At 61.5% G+C, this 19,089-nt stretch carries 15 protein-coding genes; 5 read left to right on the plus strand and 10 right to left on the minus strand.

The features are described from left to right. The first annotated feature begins 73 nt into the window (after positions 1 to 73). Genes QR290_RS17065 through QR290_RS17075 form a run of 3 tightly spaced genes read left to right on the plus strand, consistent with a single transcriptional unit; the run spans position 74 to position 5,537 of the window. Complete coding sequence (locus QR290_RS17065) at positions 74 to 1,318, plus strand: exonuclease SbcCD subunit D C-terminal domain-containing protein (protein WP_289203167.1); 1,245 nt, start codon at positions 74 to 76, stop codon at positions 1,316 to 1,318. After that, on the plus strand, positions 1,315 to 4,956 hold the full coding sequence (locus tag QR290_RS17070; RefSeq protein ID WP_289203168.1) for an AAA family ATPase: 3,642 nt from the start codon (positions 1,315 to 1,317) through the stop codon (positions 4,954 to 4,956). Before QR290_RS17065 ends, QR290_RS17070 begins: the two co-directional genes overlap by 4 nt. Next, positions 4,953 to 5,537 (plus strand): glutathione S-transferase, encoded by a 585-nt coding sequence (locus QR290_RS17075; RefSeq protein ID WP_289203169.1) that lies wholly within the window; start codon positions 4,953 to 4,955, stop codon positions 5,535 to 5,537. Before QR290_RS17070 ends, QR290_RS17075 begins: the two co-directional genes overlap by 4 nt. A 5-nt stretch (positions 5,538 to 5,542) precedes the next feature. Here the strand turns inward: QR290_RS17075 and QR290_RS17080 are convergent, their stop codons facing one another. The 8 genes from QR290_RS17080 to QR290_RS17115 form a co-directional block, all read right to left on the minus strand. Further along, a complete protein-coding gene (locus QR290_RS17080) occupies positions 5,543 to 5,800 on the minus strand; it encodes a hypothetical protein (protein ID WP_115078204.1) in 258 nt (85 codons plus the stop codon). Beyond that, a complete protein-coding gene (locus QR290_RS17085) occupies positions 5,797 to 6,009 on the minus strand; it encodes a hypothetical protein (protein WP_007959321.1) in 213 nt (70 codons plus the stop codon). The genes QR290_RS17080 and QR290_RS17085 overlap by 4 nt, the downstream gene beginning before the upstream one ends. A gap of 255 nt (positions 6,010 to 6,264) precedes the next feature. Beyond that, positions 6,265 to 6,444: a hypothetical protein gene (locus QR290_RS17090; protein WP_115078205.1), complete on the minus strand. Its 180-nt coding sequence runs from the start codon at positions 6,442 to 6,444 to the stop codon at positions 6,265 to 6,267. Positions 6,445 to 6,600: 156 nt separating this feature from the next. Continuing rightward, the gene (locus QR290_RS17095; protein WP_115078206.1) at positions 6,601 to 7,776 is read right to left on the minus strand and encodes a lactonase family protein; all 1,176 of its coding nucleotides are present in this window, start codon (positions 7,774 to 7,776) and stop codon (positions 6,601 to 6,603) included. Continuing rightward, complete coding sequence (locus QR290_RS17100) at positions 7,773 to 8,078, minus strand: DUF5629 family protein (RefSeq protein WP_115079960.1); 306 nt, start codon at positions 8,076 to 8,078, stop codon at positions 7,773 to 7,775. Before QR290_RS17100 ends, QR290_RS17095 begins: the two co-directional genes overlap by 4 nt. Before the next feature lie 93 nt (positions 8,079 to 8,171). Next, entirely contained in the window at positions 8,172 to 9,752 is a 1,581-nt protein-coding gene (locus QR290_RS17105) for an aldehyde dehydrogenase (NADP(+)) (protein ID WP_289203170.1), read from the minus strand. A gap of 9 nt (positions 9,753 to 9,761) precedes the next feature. After that, positions 9,762 to 10,754 (minus strand): AraD1 family protein, encoded by a 993-nt coding sequence (gene araD1 / locus QR290_RS17110; protein ID WP_289203171.1) that lies wholly within the window; start codon positions 10,752 to 10,754, stop codon positions 9,762 to 9,764. A 158-nt stretch (positions 10,755 to 10,912) separates the two neighbouring features. Continuing rightward, the gene (locus tag QR290_RS17115; protein WP_115078209.1) at positions 10,913 to 12,235 is read right to left on the minus strand and encodes an MFS transporter; all 1,323 of its coding nucleotides are present in this window, start codon (positions 12,233 to 12,235) and stop codon (positions 10,913 to 10,915) included. A gap of 193 nt (positions 12,236 to 12,428) precedes the next feature. Here QR290_RS17115 and QR290_RS17120 point away from each other — a divergent pair, with 193 nt between their 5' ends. Both QR290_RS17120 and QR290_RS17125 read left to right on the plus strand, forming a co-directional pair. Next, the gene (locus QR290_RS17120) at positions 12,429 to 14,165 is read left to right on the plus strand and encodes an IlvD/Edd family dehydratase (protein WP_011334608.1); all 1,737 of its coding nucleotides are present in this window, start codon (positions 12,429 to 12,431) and stop codon (positions 14,163 to 14,165) included. Positions 14,166 to 14,349: 184 nt separating this feature from the next. Then, positions 14,350 to 15,069, plus strand: a complete 720-nt coding sequence (locus QR290_RS17125) for a FadR/GntR family transcriptional regulator (RefSeq protein WP_115078210.1) — start codon at positions 14,350 to 14,352, stop codon at positions 15,067 to 15,069. A gap of 263 nt (positions 15,070 to 15,332) precedes the next feature. On the opposite strand, the gene QR290_RS17130 is transcribed toward QR290_RS17125, so the two are convergent. Both QR290_RS17130 and QR290_RS17135 read right to left on the minus strand, forming a co-directional pair. Next, on the minus strand, positions 15,333 to 17,717 hold the full coding sequence (locus QR290_RS17130) for an efflux RND transporter permease subunit (RefSeq protein WP_007957414.1): 2,385 nt from the start codon (positions 17,715 to 17,717) through the stop codon (positions 15,333 to 15,335). A gap of 28 nt (positions 17,718 to 17,745) precedes the next feature. Beyond that, on the minus strand, positions 17,746 to 18,774 hold the full coding sequence (locus QR290_RS17135) for a WD40/YVTN/BNR-like repeat-containing protein (protein ID WP_289203172.1): 1,029 nt from the start codon (positions 18,772 to 18,774) through the stop codon (positions 17,746 to 17,748). Positions 18,775 to 19,089: the final 315 nt, after the last annotated feature.

The following is a 19,089-nucleotide window of genomic DNA, read 5'->3' on the forward strand; positions in this document are numbered from 1 at the left end:
CCCTTAAACTCTCTTCTTTTTTCGCCGTGCTTTTTTCCGGCGGCCATCACCTCTTTATATTGCGGAGTCAGCCTTGCGTCTGTTTCACACCTCCGACTGGCACCTTGGGCAGAACCTGCACGGCCAGGAGCGCGATTTCGAGCACGCCTGTTTTCTCGAGTGGCTGCTGCGTCAACTGAAGCTGGCGCAGCCGGACGTGCTGCTGATCGCCGGCGACATCTTCGACACGGTCAATCCACCGGTCAAAGCCCAGGAACGCCTCTACGATTTCATCGTCAGCGCCCACGAACAGCAGCCGTTGCTGACCATCGTGATGATCGCCGGCAACCACGATTCCGGTTCGCGGATCGAATTGCCCGCGCCGTTGATGCGGCGTTTGCGCACCCATGCGCTGGGTCGGGTGCTGTGGCTGGATGACGGGCAACTGGATGCGGAACGTCTGTTGTTGCCGCTGCCGAATGCTTCCGGCGAGATCGCCGCGTGGTGCCTGGCGCTGCCGTTCCTGCGGCCTGCCGAAGTGACCGGCGCGCATCTGGGCGATAACTATCTGCGCGGGATTGGCCAGGTGCATGAATGGCTGATCGAGGCGGCCAACGCCAAGCGCCAGCCGGGCCAGGCGCTGGTCGCCATCAGCCATGCGCACATGGCCGGCGGCTCGGTGTCGGAAGACTCCGAGCGCAGCCTGATCATCGGCAACGCCGAAGCCCTGCCCGCCAGCCTGTTCGGGCCGAGCATCAGCTACGTCGCCCTCGGCCATTTGCACAAGCCGCAGAAGGTCAACGGCGAAGAACGGATTCGCTACAGCGGCTCGCCGATCCCGTTGTCGTTCTCGGAAATCAGTTATCAGCACCAGGTTCTCGATGTCGTGCTAGACGGCGAAACCCTGGTCAGCGTCGAGCCAATGCTGATCCCCCGCTCCGTCAATCTGCAACGCCTCGGCCCTGCACCGCTGGCCGAAATTCTGCTGCAACTGGCCGACCTGCCGAACATCGACCTGCTGGCCGAAACCCAGCGTCAGCCATGGCTGGAAGTGCGTGTGACCCTCGACGAGCCGCAACCGGATCTGCGCCATCAGGTCGAAAGCGCCCTGCAAGGCAAGGCTGTGCGACTGGTGCGAATCGCCGCCGAATATGCCGGCAACCGTGGCGCTGACAGCGCCGAAGACGGCAGCGCGCTGATCGAACTGGACCAGCTCACGCCGCAGGAATTGTTCAGCCGCGCCTGGCTCGACAACTACGGCAGCGAAGTCGACGAGCAAACCCTCAAGGACTTCGCCGAGCTGCTGCAAGACGTACAGATGGAGGGCGAGCAGCCATGAAGATCCTCGCCATTCGCTTGAAGAACCTCGCCTCGCTGGCAGGCCCGTTCGAGATCGATTTCACCGCCGAACCGCTGGCCAGCGCCGGTCTGTTCGCGATCACCGGCCCGACCGGCGCCGGCAAAAGTACTTTGCTCGATGCCCTGTGCCTGGCGTTGTTCGGCGCCGTGCCGCGTCTGAACAACACCGGGCGTGACGCCAAGGTGCCGGACGCCGACGGCGAAATCGCCACAGGCGACCCGCGCACCCTGCTGCGTCGCGGCACCGGTGAAGGTTTTGCCGAAGTGGATTTTGTCGGCGTCGACGGCCGTCGCTATCGCGCACGCTGGGAAGCCAACCGCGCCCGGGAAAAGGCCGGCGGCAAGTTGCAGGCCAGCCGTCAGAGCCTGCGCGACATCGATCAGGATCAACTGCTCGCCAGCCAGAAAGGCGAGTACAAGACTCAACTCGAAGCCGCACTGGGCCTGAACTTCGAACAGTTCACCCGCGCCGTGCTGCTGGCCCAGAGCGAGTTCAGCGCCTTCCTCAAGGCCGACGACAACGACCGCAGCGAACTGCTGGAAAAACTGACCGACACGGCGCTCTACACCCGCCTCGGCCGTCGCGCGTTCGACAAGACCAAAGAGGCTCGCGAAGCCCACAAGCTGTTGCAGGATCAGGCCACCGGCGTGACCCCGCTGGCGCCCGAGGCCCGCGCCGAACTGGACGAACGCTTCAACGCCGCCCAGCAACAACTGAAGTTGCAGCAGGCGCAGCTCAAGCAGATCGAGCAGCAGCACGACTGGCTCAAGGAACTGCTGCGGCTGCAAGACTCGCAACAAGCCGCCGCCGAACAACTGCGCAGCGCCGAGCACGAACAGGAATCGCTGGCCGGTGAGCGCCTGAAGCTCACACGCCTGGAACAACTCGCCCCGCAACGGCACCAGTTCGCCCGCAAAACCGAACTTGATGCACTGCTGACGCCGCTGGCGGAACAAATCAGTGCGCACACCCGGCAGCAAGGCGAACTGGCTGAGCGCCAGACTCGGCTGGAACAGGATCTCGCCACAGCACAGATCACCCTGACCCAGGCGCAAACGCAACAGAGCGAAAGCGCGCCACTGTTGCGTCAGGCGTTCGATGAGCAAAGCACCCTCGCCCGCCTCGCCAAGGATGTCGCGTCCGGCACCGAAGCGAAGCAAGCCGCAGAACAGGCCTGCACTCAGGGCCAGAGCGCGATCCAGAACCTGCTCGATCAGCAAAAACAGGTCGCTGAACGCTTGCAGCGCATTGCCACCGATCTTGAGCAAAGCGCTCACTTGTCACTGTTGAGCGAAGCGTGGAATGCCTATCGCGACCGCTTGCAGCAACTGATGCTGATCGGTAATCGGCTGAACAAGGGCCAAGGCGAACTGGCGTCTCTCGAAGAAAACGCCACCCGTGCAATCGAAGCGCTCGCCACGCAGAAGCAGCAGCTGGAAGTACTGTTCAAGGAGGCCGGCGCCGAACCGGACGCGGTCGCCGAGCAGATCGGCATCCTCGGCACTCTGTTGCAGGACAACCGCAAGCAACTGCGCGCCATCGAAGACCTGACACGCCTGTGGGCCAGTCAGCAGGACCTGGACAAGCGCAGTGCCGAACTGCAACAGCGTCAGCTCGATGCGCAACAGGAGCGCGAGCGACTGACCCAGGACGGGGTGAAAACCAAGTCCGAGCTGACTGTCGCCGAACAGACCCTCAACGTCACCCGTGAACTGCTCGAACGTCAGCGTCTGGCCCGCAGTGCCAGTGTCGAAGAGCTGCGCGCGCAGTTGCAGGACGACCAGCCGTGCCCGGTTTGCGGCAGCAACGAGCACCCGTATCACCAGCCGGAAGCCCTGTTGCAAAGCCTCGGTCGTCACGACGAAAACGAACAGGCCAGCGCGCAGCAGGCGGTCGATCAACTCAAGGAAAAACTCACCGAGCTGCGCGCCAGCGTCGGTGGCGTGATTGCCCAACAGAAAGAGTTGCTGCAACAGCAGGAACAACTGGCGGCACACCAGCAAACGCTGACGCCGAGCATCGAGGCGCATCCGCTGGCGGCAGCGTTGCTGAATCAGGACACTGACAAACGCGCAGCGTGGTTGACCCGCCAGAATGAACAACTGAACCAAAGCATCACCCAGGACGAACAGCGCCAGACCGCCCTGCTCACGCTGCAACAGGATGCGGTGCGCCTGACCCAGCAATTGCGTCAGGCCGAGACGGCACACCAGCAAGCGTCGCAGCACCTGAGCAATCAGCAACGCGAGTTGAGCGCTGACCGTCAGCGGCTGGACGAAGAACTGGCAGCCTTCGCCACACTGCTGCCGAGCGATACCCTTGATGCCTTGCGCGCCGAACCGGCCGCGACCTTTATGCAGCTTGACCGGCAGATCGCTGAACGTCTGGCGCAAGTCGATCAACAGAAAGAAGAGCTGGCCGAGCAACAACAACGCCAGCAAACGCTCGAGAAGGAACAGGATCGCCAACAGGGCCGTGCGCAGCAGTTGCAAAACGCTGAGCAGCAGCTCAACACGCTGACCGAACAGCAACTCGCCAGCCAGCATAAGCTTGCGCAATTGCTGGGCGATAACACCTGCGCCGAGCATTGGCAGCAGCAACTGGAACAGGCCGTGGAACAGGCGCGCAATGCCGAATCCACCACGACTCAGGCGCTGCAGGATGCACGTACGCAGCGGGTGCAAATCGCCGCCGAACTCAAAGCGCAGCAAGAGCGCCTGCAAGCGCTGGAAACCGAAGACCGCGATCTGGTCGGCAAAATTGCCGACTGGCGCGCGCGTCATCCGGAGCTGGATGACGGCGGCCTCGAAGACCTGTTGCGGATTGATGACGCGCAGGTCGATGAACTGCGCCAGCGCTTGCAGCGCAATGAAAAAGCCATTGAACAGGCCAAGGTGTTGTTGCAGGAACGCGATCAACGTCTGCTCGATCATCAGGCTCAACACAACGGCAACCTGGATGCCGAACAACTCGCCAGCGCCCTCGCCGACCTGCAAAACCAGTGCACGACCAGCGAACAGCAATGCGCCGAACTGCGCGCCGAGCAGGCCGAAGACCAGCGCCGCCAGAACGCCAATCAGGCGCTGGCGCAGCAGATCGCCGACGCCTATGCCGAGTATCAGCGCTGGGCGCGGCTCAATGCGCTGATCGGCTCGGCCACCGGCGACACCTTCCGCAAGATCGCCCAGGCCTACAACCTCGACCTGCTGGTGCATCACGCCAACGTGCAGCTGCGGCAACTGGTCAAACGCTACCGCCTCAAGCGCGGCGGCAGCATGCTCGGCCTGCTGGTGATGGACACCGAAATGGGCGATGAGCTGCGCTCGGTGCATTCGTTGTCCGGCGGCGAAACCTTCCTGGTGTCGCTTGCCCTTGCCCTGGGCCTGGCCTCAATGGCGTCGAGCACATTGAAGATCGAATCGTTGTTCATCGACGAAGGCTTCGGCAGCCTCGATCCGGAATCCCTGCAACTGGCCATGGACGCCCTCGACGGCTTGCAGGCGCAGGGCCGCAAGGTCGCGGTGATCTCCCACGTGCAGGAAATGCACGAGCGGATTCCGGTGCAGATTCAGGTACAGCGCCAGGGCAACGGTTTGAGCACACTGGAGGTGAAATGAACACGCTGTATTCCTTCCGCCGCTGCCCGTACGCGATGCGCGCGCGGATGGCCCTGCGTTATTCGGGTGTGCCGGTGGAGATCGTCGAAGTCAGCCTCAAGGCCAAACCAGCCCAGATGCTGGCGATCTCGCCCAAGGGCACGGTGCCGGTGCTGGATGCGGGCGGTCAGGTGATCGATGAAAGCCTGGAGATCATGCACTGGGCGCTGGCGCAGAATGATCCGGATAACTGGCTGCTGGGTGGCGACTCAAGGATCGCCGAGTTGATCGAAGCCAACGATCAGGTGTTCAAGGTTCACTTGAATCGCTACAAGTACGCCGAGCGTTATCCGGAACAGCCGATGGAGGTTTATCGCGCAGAAGGTGCGTTGTTCCTGCAAAAGCTCGATGAACTGCTCGAGGGTCGCGATTACTTGTTGACCGGGCATCCAAGCCTGGCCGATATCGCGTTGCTGCCGTTCGTTCGCCAGTTCGCCCATGTTGATCGTGACTGGTTTGCGCAGACGCCTTACGTGCGGTTGCAGGCCTGGTTGCAGCGGATTCTGGAATCGGAACTGTTCACCGGCATCATGAAAAAGTAAGCGCGTTACGCCAGCACTTCACACATGCCGATGGCCGAGCAATCCACTTCAAACGGGCCGAGAAAACCACTGGGGGTTTTCACCGGCGGATTGCCGGCCAGCAGCCCCAGCGCATTGGCCCGTTCGATGTTGTGCGCGATGGTGTGGTTGGCCTCTATGGCCCGGGCCAGTCCACCGACCGAGCCCTGACCGAATCCCAGAAGCGAGGCACCGTTGGTCATGAACGCCAGTCCGGCAATGACCCAGAGTCTGTAACCTTTCATGCTCCGCCGACTCCCGCGAGTTCAGCTGAATCCACCGCCGCGTTTTGCGAGCGGAGTTCGAACTGGATGCCGGGATGGGCGACGTCGATCGGTGCTTCGAAGCTGTGTTGCGACTGCGACGCCAGACTGACAAACAGCACCATGACCAGGTACAGACCGATGGCCACGTAGGCGCCGCGTTTGGCGGAAGTGATGATTGAACTGGCCATGATGTGTGCTCCGTGGACAATGTTTCGAGGCCCACAGAATCGATCAAAAAAGCCGGGGTAACCACTCAGCGTTTGCCATAGTAACCATCAGCTTCGTTGATTATTTAGCCGGTCTATCTCGCCGTTTGAAAATAGCTATTGCCGGTCGATACGCAGACAAAAAACTGCCCAAGGCTGCGATCTTTTGATTTTGCTTTTTGAGAAACAAGATCAAAGGATCGCAGCCTTGGGCAGTTCCAGGGTGTGACGGAAATTTCAGTGTTGGGCTTTGTGATCCAGCGCAGCGTAGAAGTTGGCGCTCTGTTGCAGGTATTTCTGGGTGTAGCTCTGGGTGTGGGATTTTTTGCTGCTGATTTCAACGTTGGCGCTGGCAGGCAGGGCCACGGTGGCGGAGATGGCGGAAGCGGCGATGATCGAGAAGAGATTGAAGTTCATGGCGGTAACCCTCGTGTTCAGTTGGCTTGCTTGCCCGGTTGGGCCGTGAAGCAAACTTAACGCTCGAGGGTTGATCGCTAGAAATGCTTTGCAACATTACCTGTTATCAGCAGGATTAATACAACGCTTCAGGCCCCGCAGACCGGGGCCTGCGGCTTATTGACGCACGAGAAACTTGAGATCGCTCGGGGCGTCCATCGGCAGTTTCTGCACGGTTTTACCCAGCACACCGGTCTTGCCGTCGCGCTCAACCACGACAATCTGGTTGCTCTTCTGGTTGGCGATCAGCAGGAATTTGCCGCTCGGATCGAGGCTGAACTCACGCGGGTGATCGCCTTCCACCGAACGTCGTTGCAGTTCCTTGAGCTGACCGCTGGCCGGATCGATCGCGAACACCAGCAGCTGATTGGCGGTGCCACGATTGCTGACGTAGAGGAATTTGCCGTCGGCGGACGCGTGCAGCGCGGCGGCAGCCTTGTCCGAAGTCGGCTGGCCGGCAGCCAGATCGACCATTTGCGTCTGGGTCAGCACGCCGTCCTTGTAGTCGAACACCGCGACCTGAGCACTCATTTCCATGGTCAGCCAGGCGTGTTTGCCGTCAGCGCTGAACAGCAGATGACGCGGGCCGCTGCCGGCTGGCAGTTGCACCGACGCGGTTTTCGCCGGGGTCAGCGGCAGATCCGGGTTGGCTTTCGGGTCGAATTGGTAGATGAAGACCTTGTCGGCACCGAGATCGTTGGAGAACACGTAACGACCGTCCGGCGAAGACACCGTCGAGTGCACGTGGTTCGAGGCCTGACGCTCGGGATTGACCCGGCTCGCCGGGTGCGCGCTCATCTGCACCACCGGTTTGAGCTTGCCGTCGCTGCCGACCGGCAATACCGCGAGAGTGCCGCCCGGATCCTCAACCACCGAGTAGTTGCTGACGAACAGATGGCTGGCGTCGCCGCTGAGGCTCGAATGGGTCGGCTCGTTGCCCAGGCTCTGCACCTGATTGATCAGGGTCAGGGTGTGGGTCTTCGGATCGATGGAATAGCTGCTGACCCGGCCGACCGGATCTTTCTGGCCAGGGCCGTTTTCGTTGACCACGAACACCCGGTTCTGATCCTTCGACAGGGTCAGCCACGACGGGTTTTCACTCTTGATCACTTGCAGCGGTTTGGCATCGATCTGGCCGGTAGCGCTGTCGAAGTTCATCCGGTAGATGCCTTCGCTGGTGCCGGCGGTGTAGGAGCCGACCAGCAACTGGAAGCTTTCGGCCGAGGCGCTGGAAAGGCCCATCGCGCCGACGCTGCCGGCCATCAGCAATGGCCAGAATTTACGCATGTTCATTCGGTTTCATCCTCGTCGTCGGCGCTGCCGAGTACACCGAGGCAAACCAGACGGTGTTCGCCAACGGTTTTGGTTTCGCTGGAAAAACCGAAGATCAACCAGCTCTGCAGGCCTTGGTCAAACGTCGCCGCTGTCACCTGAGCCGGGGTGAACTTCCAGGACTTGGCTTCCCGGCCATCAATGCATTCGATGTGCAGGTTGTCGTCTTCGTCGAGGGCAAATTCGAAAGCGTGCAGGCCGTCGATTTCGACCATTCCGCAGTGTTCGAGGGCGTTGAGAAGGGTGTCGGTTACGGCAGTCATGGCAATCATGTCTTTCAGGGGGGAAAGGGCCAATGATAGCTCAAAGCCCCGCTCTTGATCGTTCCCAAGCTCTGCCTGGGAACGATCATGCGGTTAGAGGGCTTCGCGCGAAGGTTTGCCGTCGACCAGCCGTTGAATGCGCAGCGGGTTGGCGTTTTTCAGCGGTTCCGGCAGCAGGCTGTCGGGGTAGTTCTGAAAGCACACCGGGCGCAGGAAACGATCGATTGCCAGCGTACCCACCGAAGTGCCACGGGCATCGGACGTCGCCGGATACGGCCCGCCGTGGACCATCGAATCACAGACTTCGACACCGGTCGGATAACCATTGAGCAGGATCCGCCCGACTTTCTGCTCCAACAATGGAGTCAGCTCCTGGAAGCGTTCGAAATCCGCCTGCTCGCCGATGATTGTCGCCGTCAGCTGTCCATGCAGGCCCTGCAACGCGGCGCTCAACTGCGCCTTGTCGGCCACTTCGACGATCACCGTGGTCGGACCGAACACTTCTTCCTGCAGCACTTCATCGCCATCGATCAGCAGGCTGACATCCGCCTTGAACAACTGCGGCTGCGCTTGATTACCCTGCTGCGGATTGCCCGCCAGATGCTCGATACCGGCGTGCGCCAAGAGCTTTTCCAGACCCTTGCCGTAGCTGCCAAGGGTGCCGGCATTGAGCATGGTTTGCGCCGGTTGATCACCGATCAGCACCGAGACTTGCTCAACAAACGCGGTGAACTGCGGCGAGCGAATACCGATCACCAGACCCGGGTTGGTACAGAACTGACCGCAACCCTGCACCACCGAAGCGGTCAGATCGCGGGCGACGGTTTCCGATCGCACGGCCAGGGCCTGGGGCAGCACAATGACCGGGTTGATGCTCGACATCTCGGCGAACACCGGGATCGGCTGAGGCCGCGCGGCGGCCATGTCACACAGGGCACGTCCGCCCCGCAGCGAACCGGTGAAACCCACCGCCTGAATGGCCGGATGCTTGACCAGCCACTCGCCGACACCGCCGCCGTAGATCATGTTGAACACGCCGGCGGGCATGGCGGTTTTCTCCGCCGCACGAATCAGCGCATCGGCGACCAGTTCAGCGGTGGCCATGTGACCGCTGTGGGCCTTGAACACCACCGGGCAACCGGCCGCCAGCGCCGACGCGGTATCGCCGCCAGCGGTGGAGAATGCCAGCGGAAAGTTGCTCGCGCCGAACACCGCCACCGGGCCGAGTCCGATGCGGTACTGGCGCAGATCCGGACGCGGCAGCGGCTGACGATCCGGCAGCGGCAGGTCGATCCGCGCACCGTAGAAATCGCCGCGCCGCAGGACTTTGGCGAACAAGCGCATCTGGCCGCTGGTGCGCCCTCTTTCACCTTGAATCCGCCCGGCCGGCAGTGCGGTTTCGCGACAGACCACGGCGACGAAATCATCGCCCAGTGCGTCCAGTTCATCGGCGATCGCATCGAGAAACTGCGCGCGGCGTTCGGCGCTGAGGCTGCGATACGCCGGATACGCCGCTGCAGCAGCTTTGGCGGCAGCGTCCACTTCCGCCTCCGTCGCCTGAATGAAATCGTGGGGAAGTGCCTCGCCCGTGGTGGCGTCGATGCTTTGCAGCTTGACGTTGCCCGCCGCGCTGCGACGACCGCCGATGTAGTTGTGACCGAGAATCTGAGTCATGGGATCTCCTTAAAGGGTGCCGATGCTGTCCGGTTCGAATGCCGCTGCAACCGGGGCGATGCCGTTGACCAGCGGTGCGCCGAATTCGGCCTGGCTGATTTCGAACACGTCGCCCGGCTGAGTGCGGATGCCGTCGGCGAACGACAGGGTCGCGGTGCCGAAGAAGTGAATGTGCACGTCACCGGGACGCAGGAACTGGCTGTACTTGAAGTGGTGATATTCGAGGTTCGCCAGGCTGTGGCACATGTTGGCCTCGCCGCTGAGGAATTCGTTCTGCCACAGCACTTCGCCGTCGCGCAGGATGCGGCTGGTGCCGGCCAGATGTTGGGGTAATTCACCGACGCGCAACTCCGGGCCGTAGCTGCAACTGCGCAGTTTCGAATGGGCCAGGTACAGGTAATTCTTGCGTTCCATGACGTGATCGGAGAACTCGTTGCCCACCGCAAAACCGAGGCGATACGGCTTGCGGTCGTGGCCGATGATGTAGAGGCCGGCCATCTCTGGCTCCTCGCCGGCGTCTTCGGCAAACGGCGGCAGCGGGAATGGCTGACCGGGACGCACAACGATGCTGCCGTCGCCTTTGTAGAACCATTCCGGCTGCACGCCGGCCTGTCCCGCCGCGGGTTTTCCGCCCTCCACGCCCCACTTGAAGATGCGCATGGTGTCGGTCATCGCCGCTTCGTCGCCGGCCTGCTGATGCATTTTGTCCCGGGCAGACGCGCTGCCGAGATGCGTGAGGCCGGTGCCGCTGACCAACATGTGCGCCGGGTCCGGGTGGTCCAGCGGCGGCAGGATGCGCAGGTCTTTGAGCAACTGTGCGTAGTCGTGGCTGATGCCCAGACCCAGGGTTTGCACTTGCTGCGCGAGGGTGCTGCCGGCCTCGATCGCGGCCATGGCCAGATCGCGAACCGTGCGCGCATCCTGCACTTCACGCACCAGACCGTCCTCGACCACTCCGACACGGCGCTCGCCGTTACTTAATTCGAATTGAACCAGATGCATGAATCCTCTCCTCTATACAAATCCTGAGTTCGGCACCGTCCCATTGTGGGAGCGGGCTTGCTCGCGAAAGCGGTGTGTCATTCAACTGTGAGGGTGGCTGACCCAGCGCATTCGCGAGCAAGCCCGCTCCCACATGGGTTGTGTACGGTTCTGCAGATTCAGGTACGGGTTGCGCCGCGTGCGCTCGCTGCAAATTGCTCGACCGGGAGCACATGCTTGCGCTCCAGCAAGCGATAGACGACGCCTGTCAGAATCAGCCCGCACACCATCACCCCGGACAGGAAGTACAGGCCCGAAGCAAGGTTGCCGGTGTATTCCTTCAGCGCGCCGATCACGAACGGGCCGATGTAGCCGCCGAGGTTGCCCACCGAGTTGATCAACGCAATCCCGGCCGCCGCACTGGCACCAGCGAAGAAGCGCCCAGGCAATGTCCAGAACACCGCCGTGCAGGAAAACAGCGCGAACGCCACCAGACACAACGCCGCCAGTTGCGCCACCGGCAACGACAGCCAGGCGCTGAGGAACAGGCCGATGGCGCCCAGCACATAGAGCACCGCCAGATGGCCGTAACGGTCATTCAAACGGTCGGAACTGCGCGGAATGATCAGCAGGCCGATGATCCCGAAAATGTACGGCACCGATGACACGAAACCGGTGACCAGATCGCTGCCGCCAAACTGTTTGATCAGGGTCGGCAACCACAGGCCCAGGCCATAGATGCTCAGGGTCACCGGCAGGTAGAACAGCGCCAGCAGCAACACGCGTTTGTCCTTCAGCGCATGCAACGGATTGCCGTGACGGGTCTGGCCGTATTCCTGCAGGTCCCTTTTCAGCTCGCCGGTCAGCCAGTCCTTCTCGGCCTGGTCCATCCATTTCACTTGCTGCGGGCCGTCCGGCAACCAGCGCAATACCGGCCAGGTCAGCAGGATCGCCGGGGTGCCGATGACGATGAACAACCACTGCCAGCCGTGCAGACCGAGGATGCCGTCCATGCCCAGCAGGCCGCCGGACACGGGGCCGGTGATCATCATCGCGATGGGTTGGGAAAGGATGAACAGCCCGAGGATCTTGCCGCGATGGCGCACCGGGAACCACTGAGTGATGTAGTACAGAACACCGGGAAAGAACCCCGCCTCCGCCGCGCCGAGCAGAAAGCGCATGACGTAGAAACTGTGCGGGCCCTGGACGAACGCCATGCCGATGGTGATTGCGCCCCAGGTGATCATGATCCGCGCGAACCAGCGCCGTGCGCCGAAGCGTTCGAGCATCAGGTTGCTGGGAATCTCTAACAGAAAGTAGCCGATGAAAAACAGCCCGGCGCCGAGGCCGTAGGCGGCATCGCCGATGCCGATGTCGGCGCCCATGTGCAGCTTGGCGAAGCCGACGGCGGAGCGATCCACATAGGCGATCAGGTACAGCAGGATCAGGAAGGGAATCAGTTTCAGCGTGATGCGCCGGACAAGCCGCAGTTCCTGGCTCATGAGATCGGTCTCCGATTGTTGTTTTTATGGAACCTCGGGGGACGCCTCTCACGGAAAACCGCCAGGGCCATCCCTCCGTCGAAAACGACTATATAGTAATACTAATTGCGCAACAACACTTCCAAACCGTCGATTTTGAGCTTATGTTTAGCCGAAGCTCGCAAACAATAGTCTTACAATAAGAGAATCGATCATGTCTGATAAAAAACCCACCCTGCGCTCCGCCCAATGGTTTGGCACGGCCGACAAGAACGGCTTCATGTATCGCAGCTGGATGAAGAATCAGGGCATCGCCGACCATCAGTTCCACGGCAAGCCGATCATCGGCATCTGCAACACCTGGTCGGAACTGACCCCTTGCAACGCGCACTTCCGCCAGATCGCGGAACACGTCAAACGCGGGGTGATCGAGGCCGGTGGTTTTCCGGTGGAATTTCCGGTGTTCTCCAACGGCGAATCGAACCTGCGCCCGACCGCCATGCTCACCCGCAACCTGGCGAGCATGGACGTCGAGGAAGCGATTCGCGGCAACCCGATTGACGGCGTGGTGCTGCTGACCGGTTGCGACAAGACCACCCCGGCCCTGCTGATGGGCGCGGCCAGTTGCGACGTGCCGGCGATCGTCGTCACCGGCGGGCCGATGCTCAACGGCAAGCACAAGGGCAAGGACATCGGTTCCGGCACCGTGGTCTGGCAGCTCAGCGAACAGGTCAAGGCCGGCACCATCACAATTGACGATTTCCTCGCGGCCGAGGGCGGCATGTCGCGCTCGGCCGGCACCTGCAACACCATGGGCACTGCGTCGACCATGGCCTGCATGGCTGAAGCACTGGGCACTTCGCTGCCGCACAACGCGGCGATCCCGGCGGTGGATGCGCGGCGTTATGTGCTGGCGCACATGTCGGGCATGCGTGCGGTAGAGATGGTTCGAGAAGATCTGAAACTGTCGAAGATCCTGACCAAAGAGGCCTTCGAAAACGCGATCCGGGTCAACGCGGCGATTGGTGGCTCGACCAACGCAGTGATCCACCTCAAAGCCATCGCCGGGCGTATCGGCGTCGAACTGGATCTGGACGACTGGACCCGCATCGGTCGCGGCATGCCGACCATCGTCGACCTGCAACCGTCCGGGCGCTTCCTGATGGAAGAGTTCTACTACGCGGGCGGCTTGCCGGCCGTGCTGCGCCGCCTCGGCGAGGCCAATCTGATTCCCAACCCGAACGCATTGACCGTCAACGGCAAATCCATCGGCGAGAACACCAAGGACGCGCCGATCTACGGCGAAGACGAAGTGATCCGCACCCTCGACAATCCGATTCGCGCCGACGGCGGTATCTGTGTGTTGCGCGGCAACCTGGCGCCACTGGGCGCGGTGCTCAAGCCGTCAGCCGCCACGCCGGAACTGATGCAGCATCGCGGCCGCGCCGTGGTGTTCGAGAACTTCGACATGTACAAGGCGCGGATCAACGACCCGGAACTGGACGTCGATGCGAACTCGATTCTGGTGATGAAAAACTGCGGGCCGAAGGGTTATCCGGGCATGGCTGAAGTCGGCAACATGGGTCTGCCGGCCAAGCTGCTGGCGCAGGGCGTGACGGATATGGTGCGCATCTCCGATGCGCGGATGAGCGGCACCGCGTACGGCACCGTTGTCTTGCATGTCGCCCCGGAAGCGGCGGCCGGCGGGCCTTTGGCGGCGGTGAAGGAAGGTGACTGGATCGAGCTGGACTGCGCCAGCGGGCGTTTGCATCTGGACATTCCGGACGCTGAACTGGCGGCGCGCATGGCGGATCTGCAACCGCCGCAGCAATTGCTGGTGGGTGGATATCGTCAGTTGTATATCGACCATGTGCTGCAGGCGGATCAGGGTTGCGATTTCGACTTCCTGGTAGGTTGCCGAGGGGCTGAAGTCCCGCGCCACTCCCACTAACACCGCCATCCCCTTGTGGGAGCGGGCTTGCTCGCGAAAGCGGATTGTCAGCAACCTGTGTTTGTCTGACACACCGCTTTCGCGAGCAAGCCCGCTCCCACATTTGCTCTGTATCTGCCTCAAGACTGTGTGGTGCCTGCTATGATGCGCGGCATCTCCATCGCTCAGGATCGCGCCGCTCCCCATGGATTACCGCAAACCTTCCGACCGTAAAAGCATGCACTCGCGCATCGTCCAGGAATTGGGCATGCAGATTGTTTCCGGACGCTTTCTGCCCTGCGACAAGCTGCCCGCCGAAGCCTTGCTCTGCGAGGAGTACGCGGTCAGCCGGCCGGTGTTGCGCGAAGCCACGCGAGTGCTGGTCGCCAAGGGCCTGGTGTATTCGAAACCGCGCGTCGGCACCGTGGTCAAGCCGCGCCGCGAATGGCACATGCTCGACCCGGACGTACTGCACTGGCTGATGCAAAGCAGCCCGCAGAACGAGTTCTTCAACGTCCTGACCAGCGTGCGCAGCATCATCGAACCGGCCGCCGCCGCCCTCGCCGCCCAGCACGCCACCGATGCCGACATCGCGTCGATTGCCGAGGCTTACCAACGCATGGAAGCGGCGCCGACCCCGGAAGCCTTGTTGCAACCGGATCTGGATTTTCACAGCCGGATTGCCGACGCGACTCACAACGATTTGTTGGCGAACCTGTGCAACATGCTGTCGGTGGCGATTGCCGAGGCCTTGAAGCATTCGAACCAGCGGCCGAATCTGCATGAGCTGGCGTTGCCTCGGCACAAGGCGATTTTGACGGCGATCGAGAACCGGGATGCGTTGGGGGCGCGGCATGCGACGTTGGTGCAGCTGGATGATGCGCGCAGCGCCTTGAGTGTTGTGCTTGGGGCGGATCTTTCGTAAGCCTTGAGACCGCTTGCCCTCACCCTAGCCCTCTCCCAGAGGGAGAGGGAACTGACCGAGTTGTTCTTCGTGATACATCGACCTGAAAAACCGGGTCGATTATGGATTCAAAGCTAATCGTTCACGTCGGTGTAGATTTCCAATATCCCCGGATCGGTTCCCTCTCCCCCTGGGAGAGGGCTAGGGTGAGGGGCTTTTGATCTTGCCCCATAAAAAAGCCGCAACCCTTCAAGGTTGCGGCTTTGTCGTTTCAGGCTCGCTGATCAGTGAGCAAACAGAGAATTGCCCTTCTGCCCCGCCAGTTTCTCCGGCTTGATCAGGAACTTCGCCAGTGCCGGCAGCAGCCACAGCGCACCGAACATGTTCCACAACAGCATGAAGGTCAGCATCAGGCCCATGTCGGCCTGGAACTTGATCGCCGAGAAGATCCAGGTGCACACGCCGATGGCCAGGCACAGACCGGTGAACAGCACCGCCTTACCGGTGGATTTGAGGGTCTGGTAATAGGCTTCCTGCAACGGCAGACCAGCGCGCAGGAAACTTTCCAGGCGGCTGTAGATGTAGATGCCGTAGTCCACGCCAATCCCCACGCCCAGCGCCACCACCGGCAGCGTCGCAACCTTCACGCCGATGCCCATGAACGCCATCAGCGCGTTGCCCAGCACCGAGGTCAGTACCAGCGGCAGCACGATGCACAAGGTCGCCGCCCAGGAGCGGAAGGTGATCATGCACATGACCGCTACGCAGATGTATACCAGGATCAGGATGGTCAGCTCGGATTTCTTGATCACCTCGTTGGTGGCCGCTTCGATCCCGGCGTTACCGGCGGCGAGGATGAATTCCAGGCCTTCCTTGTTGTTTTCCTTGGCGAAGTCCTGCACCGCATGCACCGCGCGATCCAGGGTTTCAGCCTTGTGGTCGTTGAGGAACACCAGCACCGGTGCCAGCGAGCAACTGTTGTTGTACAGGCCGTCGGCACGGGCGATGGAGTTGTTCAGCACGTCCGGGTTGCGCGACAGGGTTTCCCATTTCAGGTTGCCCTCGTTCATGCCCTTGATCATCTGCTTGGACACGGTCACCAGCGAGATCGCCGACTGCACGCCCTCGGTGTTCTGCATCTTCCACATCAGCTCGTCGATCGGCGCCATGGCTTCATAGCGCGAGCAGCCTTCGGACTTGGTCTTGACCATCACCACCAACACGTCGGAACTGGTTGAGTAATTGCTGATGATGAAGTTGTTGTCCTTGTTGTAGCGCGAGTCCGGACGCAGTTCCGGCGCGCCCTGATCGAGGTCGCCGATCTTCAGGTTCTGGCTGTACCAGAGACCGCCGCCGAAGGCGACCAGCGCCAGGGCGATGGAGATCGGGGCGACTTTCGGGTTGGCGAAATTCGACAGCAGGCGCCAGAACGGATGTTCGCGGTGCGCATCTTTCTTGCTCTTGGCGATGGCGCGCTTGCTGATGCCGACATAGGAAATCGCCACCGGCAGCAGGATCAGGTTGGTGAACACGATCACCGCCACACCGATGGAAGCGCCGATGGCCAGCTCGCGGATCACCCCGATGTCGATGATCAGCAGCGTGATGAAGCCGACGGCGTCCGCCAGAATCGCGATCATCCCCGGCAGGAACAGCTGACGGAATGTCCGCCGTGCGGCCGTCAACGCGTTGTCCGCCTCACCTGATTGCAGGGCGATACCGTTGATTTTCTGCACGCCGTGGGAGATGCCGATGGCGAAGATCAGGAACGGCACCAGCATCGAATACGGATCGAGGCCGAACCCGAAAAAGTGCATCAGCCCGAGTTGCCAGACCACCGCCACCAGCGTGGTGCTCAACACCGCCACGGTGCTGCGCAGGCAGTTGGTGAACCACAGCAGCAGGATCAGGGTGATGACGAAAGCGATGCCGAAGAACATCACCACCATCACCAGGCCGTCGATCAGATCACCGACCTTCTTGGCGAAACCGACGATGTGGATCTTGACGTTGGGGTTCTGCGCTTCGAACTTGTTGCGGATCTTGTCTTCGAGCTCATGGGAGAACTGGCGATAGTCCAGCGCCAACAGCTTGCCCTGGTCCTGCGGGTCCGGGTAGGACTCCAGCAGCGGGATGTCGACGATGCTCGACTTGAAATCGTTGGCCACCAGACGCCCGACCTGACCCGACTTGAGCACGTTGTTGCGCAGCAGGTCGAGGCTGTCCTGGGAGCCGTTGTAGCTCTGCGGGATCACTTCGCCGCCGGCAAAACCTTCCTCGGTCACTTCGGTCCAGCGCACGCTCGGGCTCCACAGCGACTTGAGGCCGGAACGGTCGACGCCGGAGATGTAGAACACCTCGTCGTTGATCTGACGCAGGGTCTCCATGTACTCCTTGGAGAAGATGTCGCCGTCCTTCGCTTCCACCGAAATACGCACGGTGTTGCCCAGGTTCGCCAGATCGTTGCGGTGCTCCATCATCTTTTCAATGAACGGATGCTTGAGCGGGATCATCTTTTCGAAACTGGTGGACGGACGGATCAGCGTGGCCTGCCAGAACAGGAAAATGCTGACCAGCAGGCAGATCACGATCACTGCCGGGCGGTTGTTGAAGATCAGGCGCTCGAGAAACGTCGCCTTGTCCTGATGATGAGTGCTCAAGGAAGTCATAGCCCCGCCTTCTTATTATTGATTCGGCTCATTTGCCCAGCTCGGCGCCGTTCGCAGTCGTCACCCGAACGCCACCCTGCCCGCTCAGGATCAGATTGCCGTTGCCGGCGGCGGTGACCGACGACAGCGAGATGCGATCCGGGCGGTTGAACACGCTGAAGGTTTCGCCGTTGTCACTGCTGCTGACCACCGAGCCGCCGTTGCCGACGATGACGATGGAGCCGTCTTCGAGCAGCGTGGCGCCGGAAAGGCCGAACTCCAGCGAACCGCGCGCAGCTTTCAGTTCGACCTGCTCCCAGGTGCTGCCGAAATCGGTGGAGCGGTAAAGGTTGCCGCGCAGACCGTAGGCCAACAAAGTTTGCGGTTGCGCCGTGCCGATCACGCCAAACAGCGAACCTTCGTACGGGCCTTCGAGTTTTTCCCAGGTCTGGCCCCCGTCGGCGGAGCGGAACATGCTGCCCGACTCGCCGACGATGAACAGGCCGGCGTCTTTCACGGAAGCGATGGCGTTGAGGTGGAACTGGTCTTCATTGTCGAGGCGATCGCTGACGTCTTCCCAGTGCTTGCCGCCGTCGGTGGTTTCCAGCAGCGCGCCGTAGGCACCCACGGCCAGGCCGCTGTTGACGTCCTTGAACCAGACGTCGAGCAGCGGTGATTCGCGCCTGAGGTCTTCGAACTGTTTGGTCCAGGTCAGGCCGCCGTCTTCGCTGGCGAGAATCTGTGCGTCGTGGCCGACGGCCCAGCCGTGCTTGTCATCGACGAAATACACGGCCGTCAGCAACTGGCGGCTCGGCACTTTGGCCTGGGTCCAGGTCTTGCCCTGATCGTCGGAATAGAGAATGTGCCCGCGATCCCCGACCGCCACCAGCCGGGTTCCGGCGTGGACGACATCGAGCATCAGGCTTTTCGAGGCCTTGGCCGATTCGGTGGAATAGACCACGTCGGCTGGCGCTTCGGCGGCGAGAACCGGCGCCGACAGTGTGGCAAAGCCCAGCAGAGAGAGTGCTGTGGCCAGCAACGCGGTGTTGCGTAACGCCGGCGGGCGGCAACGACTCATAGACCTTCCCCTGTTTATTATTGTTGGTCATGGACCTTAAAGGGCGCCGCATGGGTGCTCACGCTGACTGCCTGGTCACAAGCATAGTCCTGAAACCCGCCATCCAGAGCCCCTTCGGAAGCTGGCTCATCCTATCGGGCATTCGAAACGTCTGACAATCGGCGCAACGTTATCTTTTGTTAACCGAAAGGGACTCCAGCTGCAGCTGAATGCGCGGGCATTCGTCCGACTGATGGCAGGGAATCTTGCGAGGGGGACTTGCACGATCGGTATTATGGTATACCATCAGACGCACAGACACTCTTTATCCCCTAC

Source organism: Pseudomonas fluorescens (assembly GCF_030344995.1).
Taxonomy (GTDB): Bacteria; Pseudomonadota; Gammaproteobacteria; order Pseudomonadales; family Pseudomonadaceae; genus Aquipseudomonas; species Aquipseudomonas fluorescens_BF.

Bases quoted from the DNA above. Each gene is read 5' to 3' on its own strand.
- QR290_RS17100 (WP_115079960.1), bottom strand. From the start codon at position 8,078: ATGACTGCCGTAACCGACACCCTTCTCAACGCCCTCGAACACTGCGGA.
- QR290_RS17130 (WP_007957414.1), bottom strand. From the start codon at position 17,717: ATGACTTCCTTGAGCACTCATCATCAGGACAAGGCGACGTTTCTCGAG.
- QR290_RS17080 (WP_115078204.1), bottom strand. From the start codon at position 5,800: ATGAAAGGTTACAGACTCTGGGTCATTGCCGGACTGGCGTTCATGACC.
- QR290_RS17120 (WP_011334608.1), top strand. From the start codon at position 12,429: ATGTCTGATAAAAAACCCACCCTGCGCTCCGCCCAATGGTTTGGCACG.
- QR290_RS17125 (WP_115078210.1), top strand. From the start codon at position 14,350: ATGGATTACCGCAAACCTTCCGACCGTAAAAGCATGCACTCGCGCATC.
- QR290_RS17075 (WP_289203169.1), top strand. From the start codon at position 4,953: ATGAACACGCTGTATTCCTTCCGCCGCTGCCCGTACGCGATGCGCGCG.
- QR290_RS17105 (WP_289203170.1), bottom strand. From the start codon at position 9,752: ATGACTCAGATTCTCGGTCACAACTACATCGGCGGTCGTCGCAGCGCG.
- QR290_RS17135 (WP_289203172.1), bottom strand. From the start codon at position 18,774: ATGAGTCGTTGCCGCCCGCCGGCGTTACGCAACACCGCGTTGCTGGCC.
- QR290_RS17070 (WP_289203168.1), top strand. From the start codon at position 1,315: ATGAAGATCCTCGCCATTCGCTTGAAGAACCTCGCCTCGCTGGCAGGC.
- QR290_RS17090 (WP_115078205.1), bottom strand. From the start codon at position 6,444: ATGAACTTCAATCTCTTCTCGATCATCGCCGCTTCCGCCATCTCCGCC.
- araD1 (WP_289203171.1), bottom strand. From the start codon at position 10,754: ATGCATCTGGTTCAATTCGAATTAAGTAACGGCGAGCGCCGTGTCGGA.
- QR290_RS17115 (WP_115078209.1), bottom strand. From the start codon at position 12,235: ATGAGCCAGGAACTGCGGCTTGTCCGGCGCATCACGCTGAAACTGATT.
- QR290_RS17085 (WP_007959321.1), bottom strand. From the start codon at position 6,009: ATGGCCAGTTCAATCATCACTTCCGCCAAACGCGGCGCCTACGTGGCC.
- QR290_RS17095 (WP_115078206.1), bottom strand. From the start codon at position 7,776: ATGAACATGCGTAAATTCTGGCCATTGCTGATGGCCGGCAGCGTCGGC.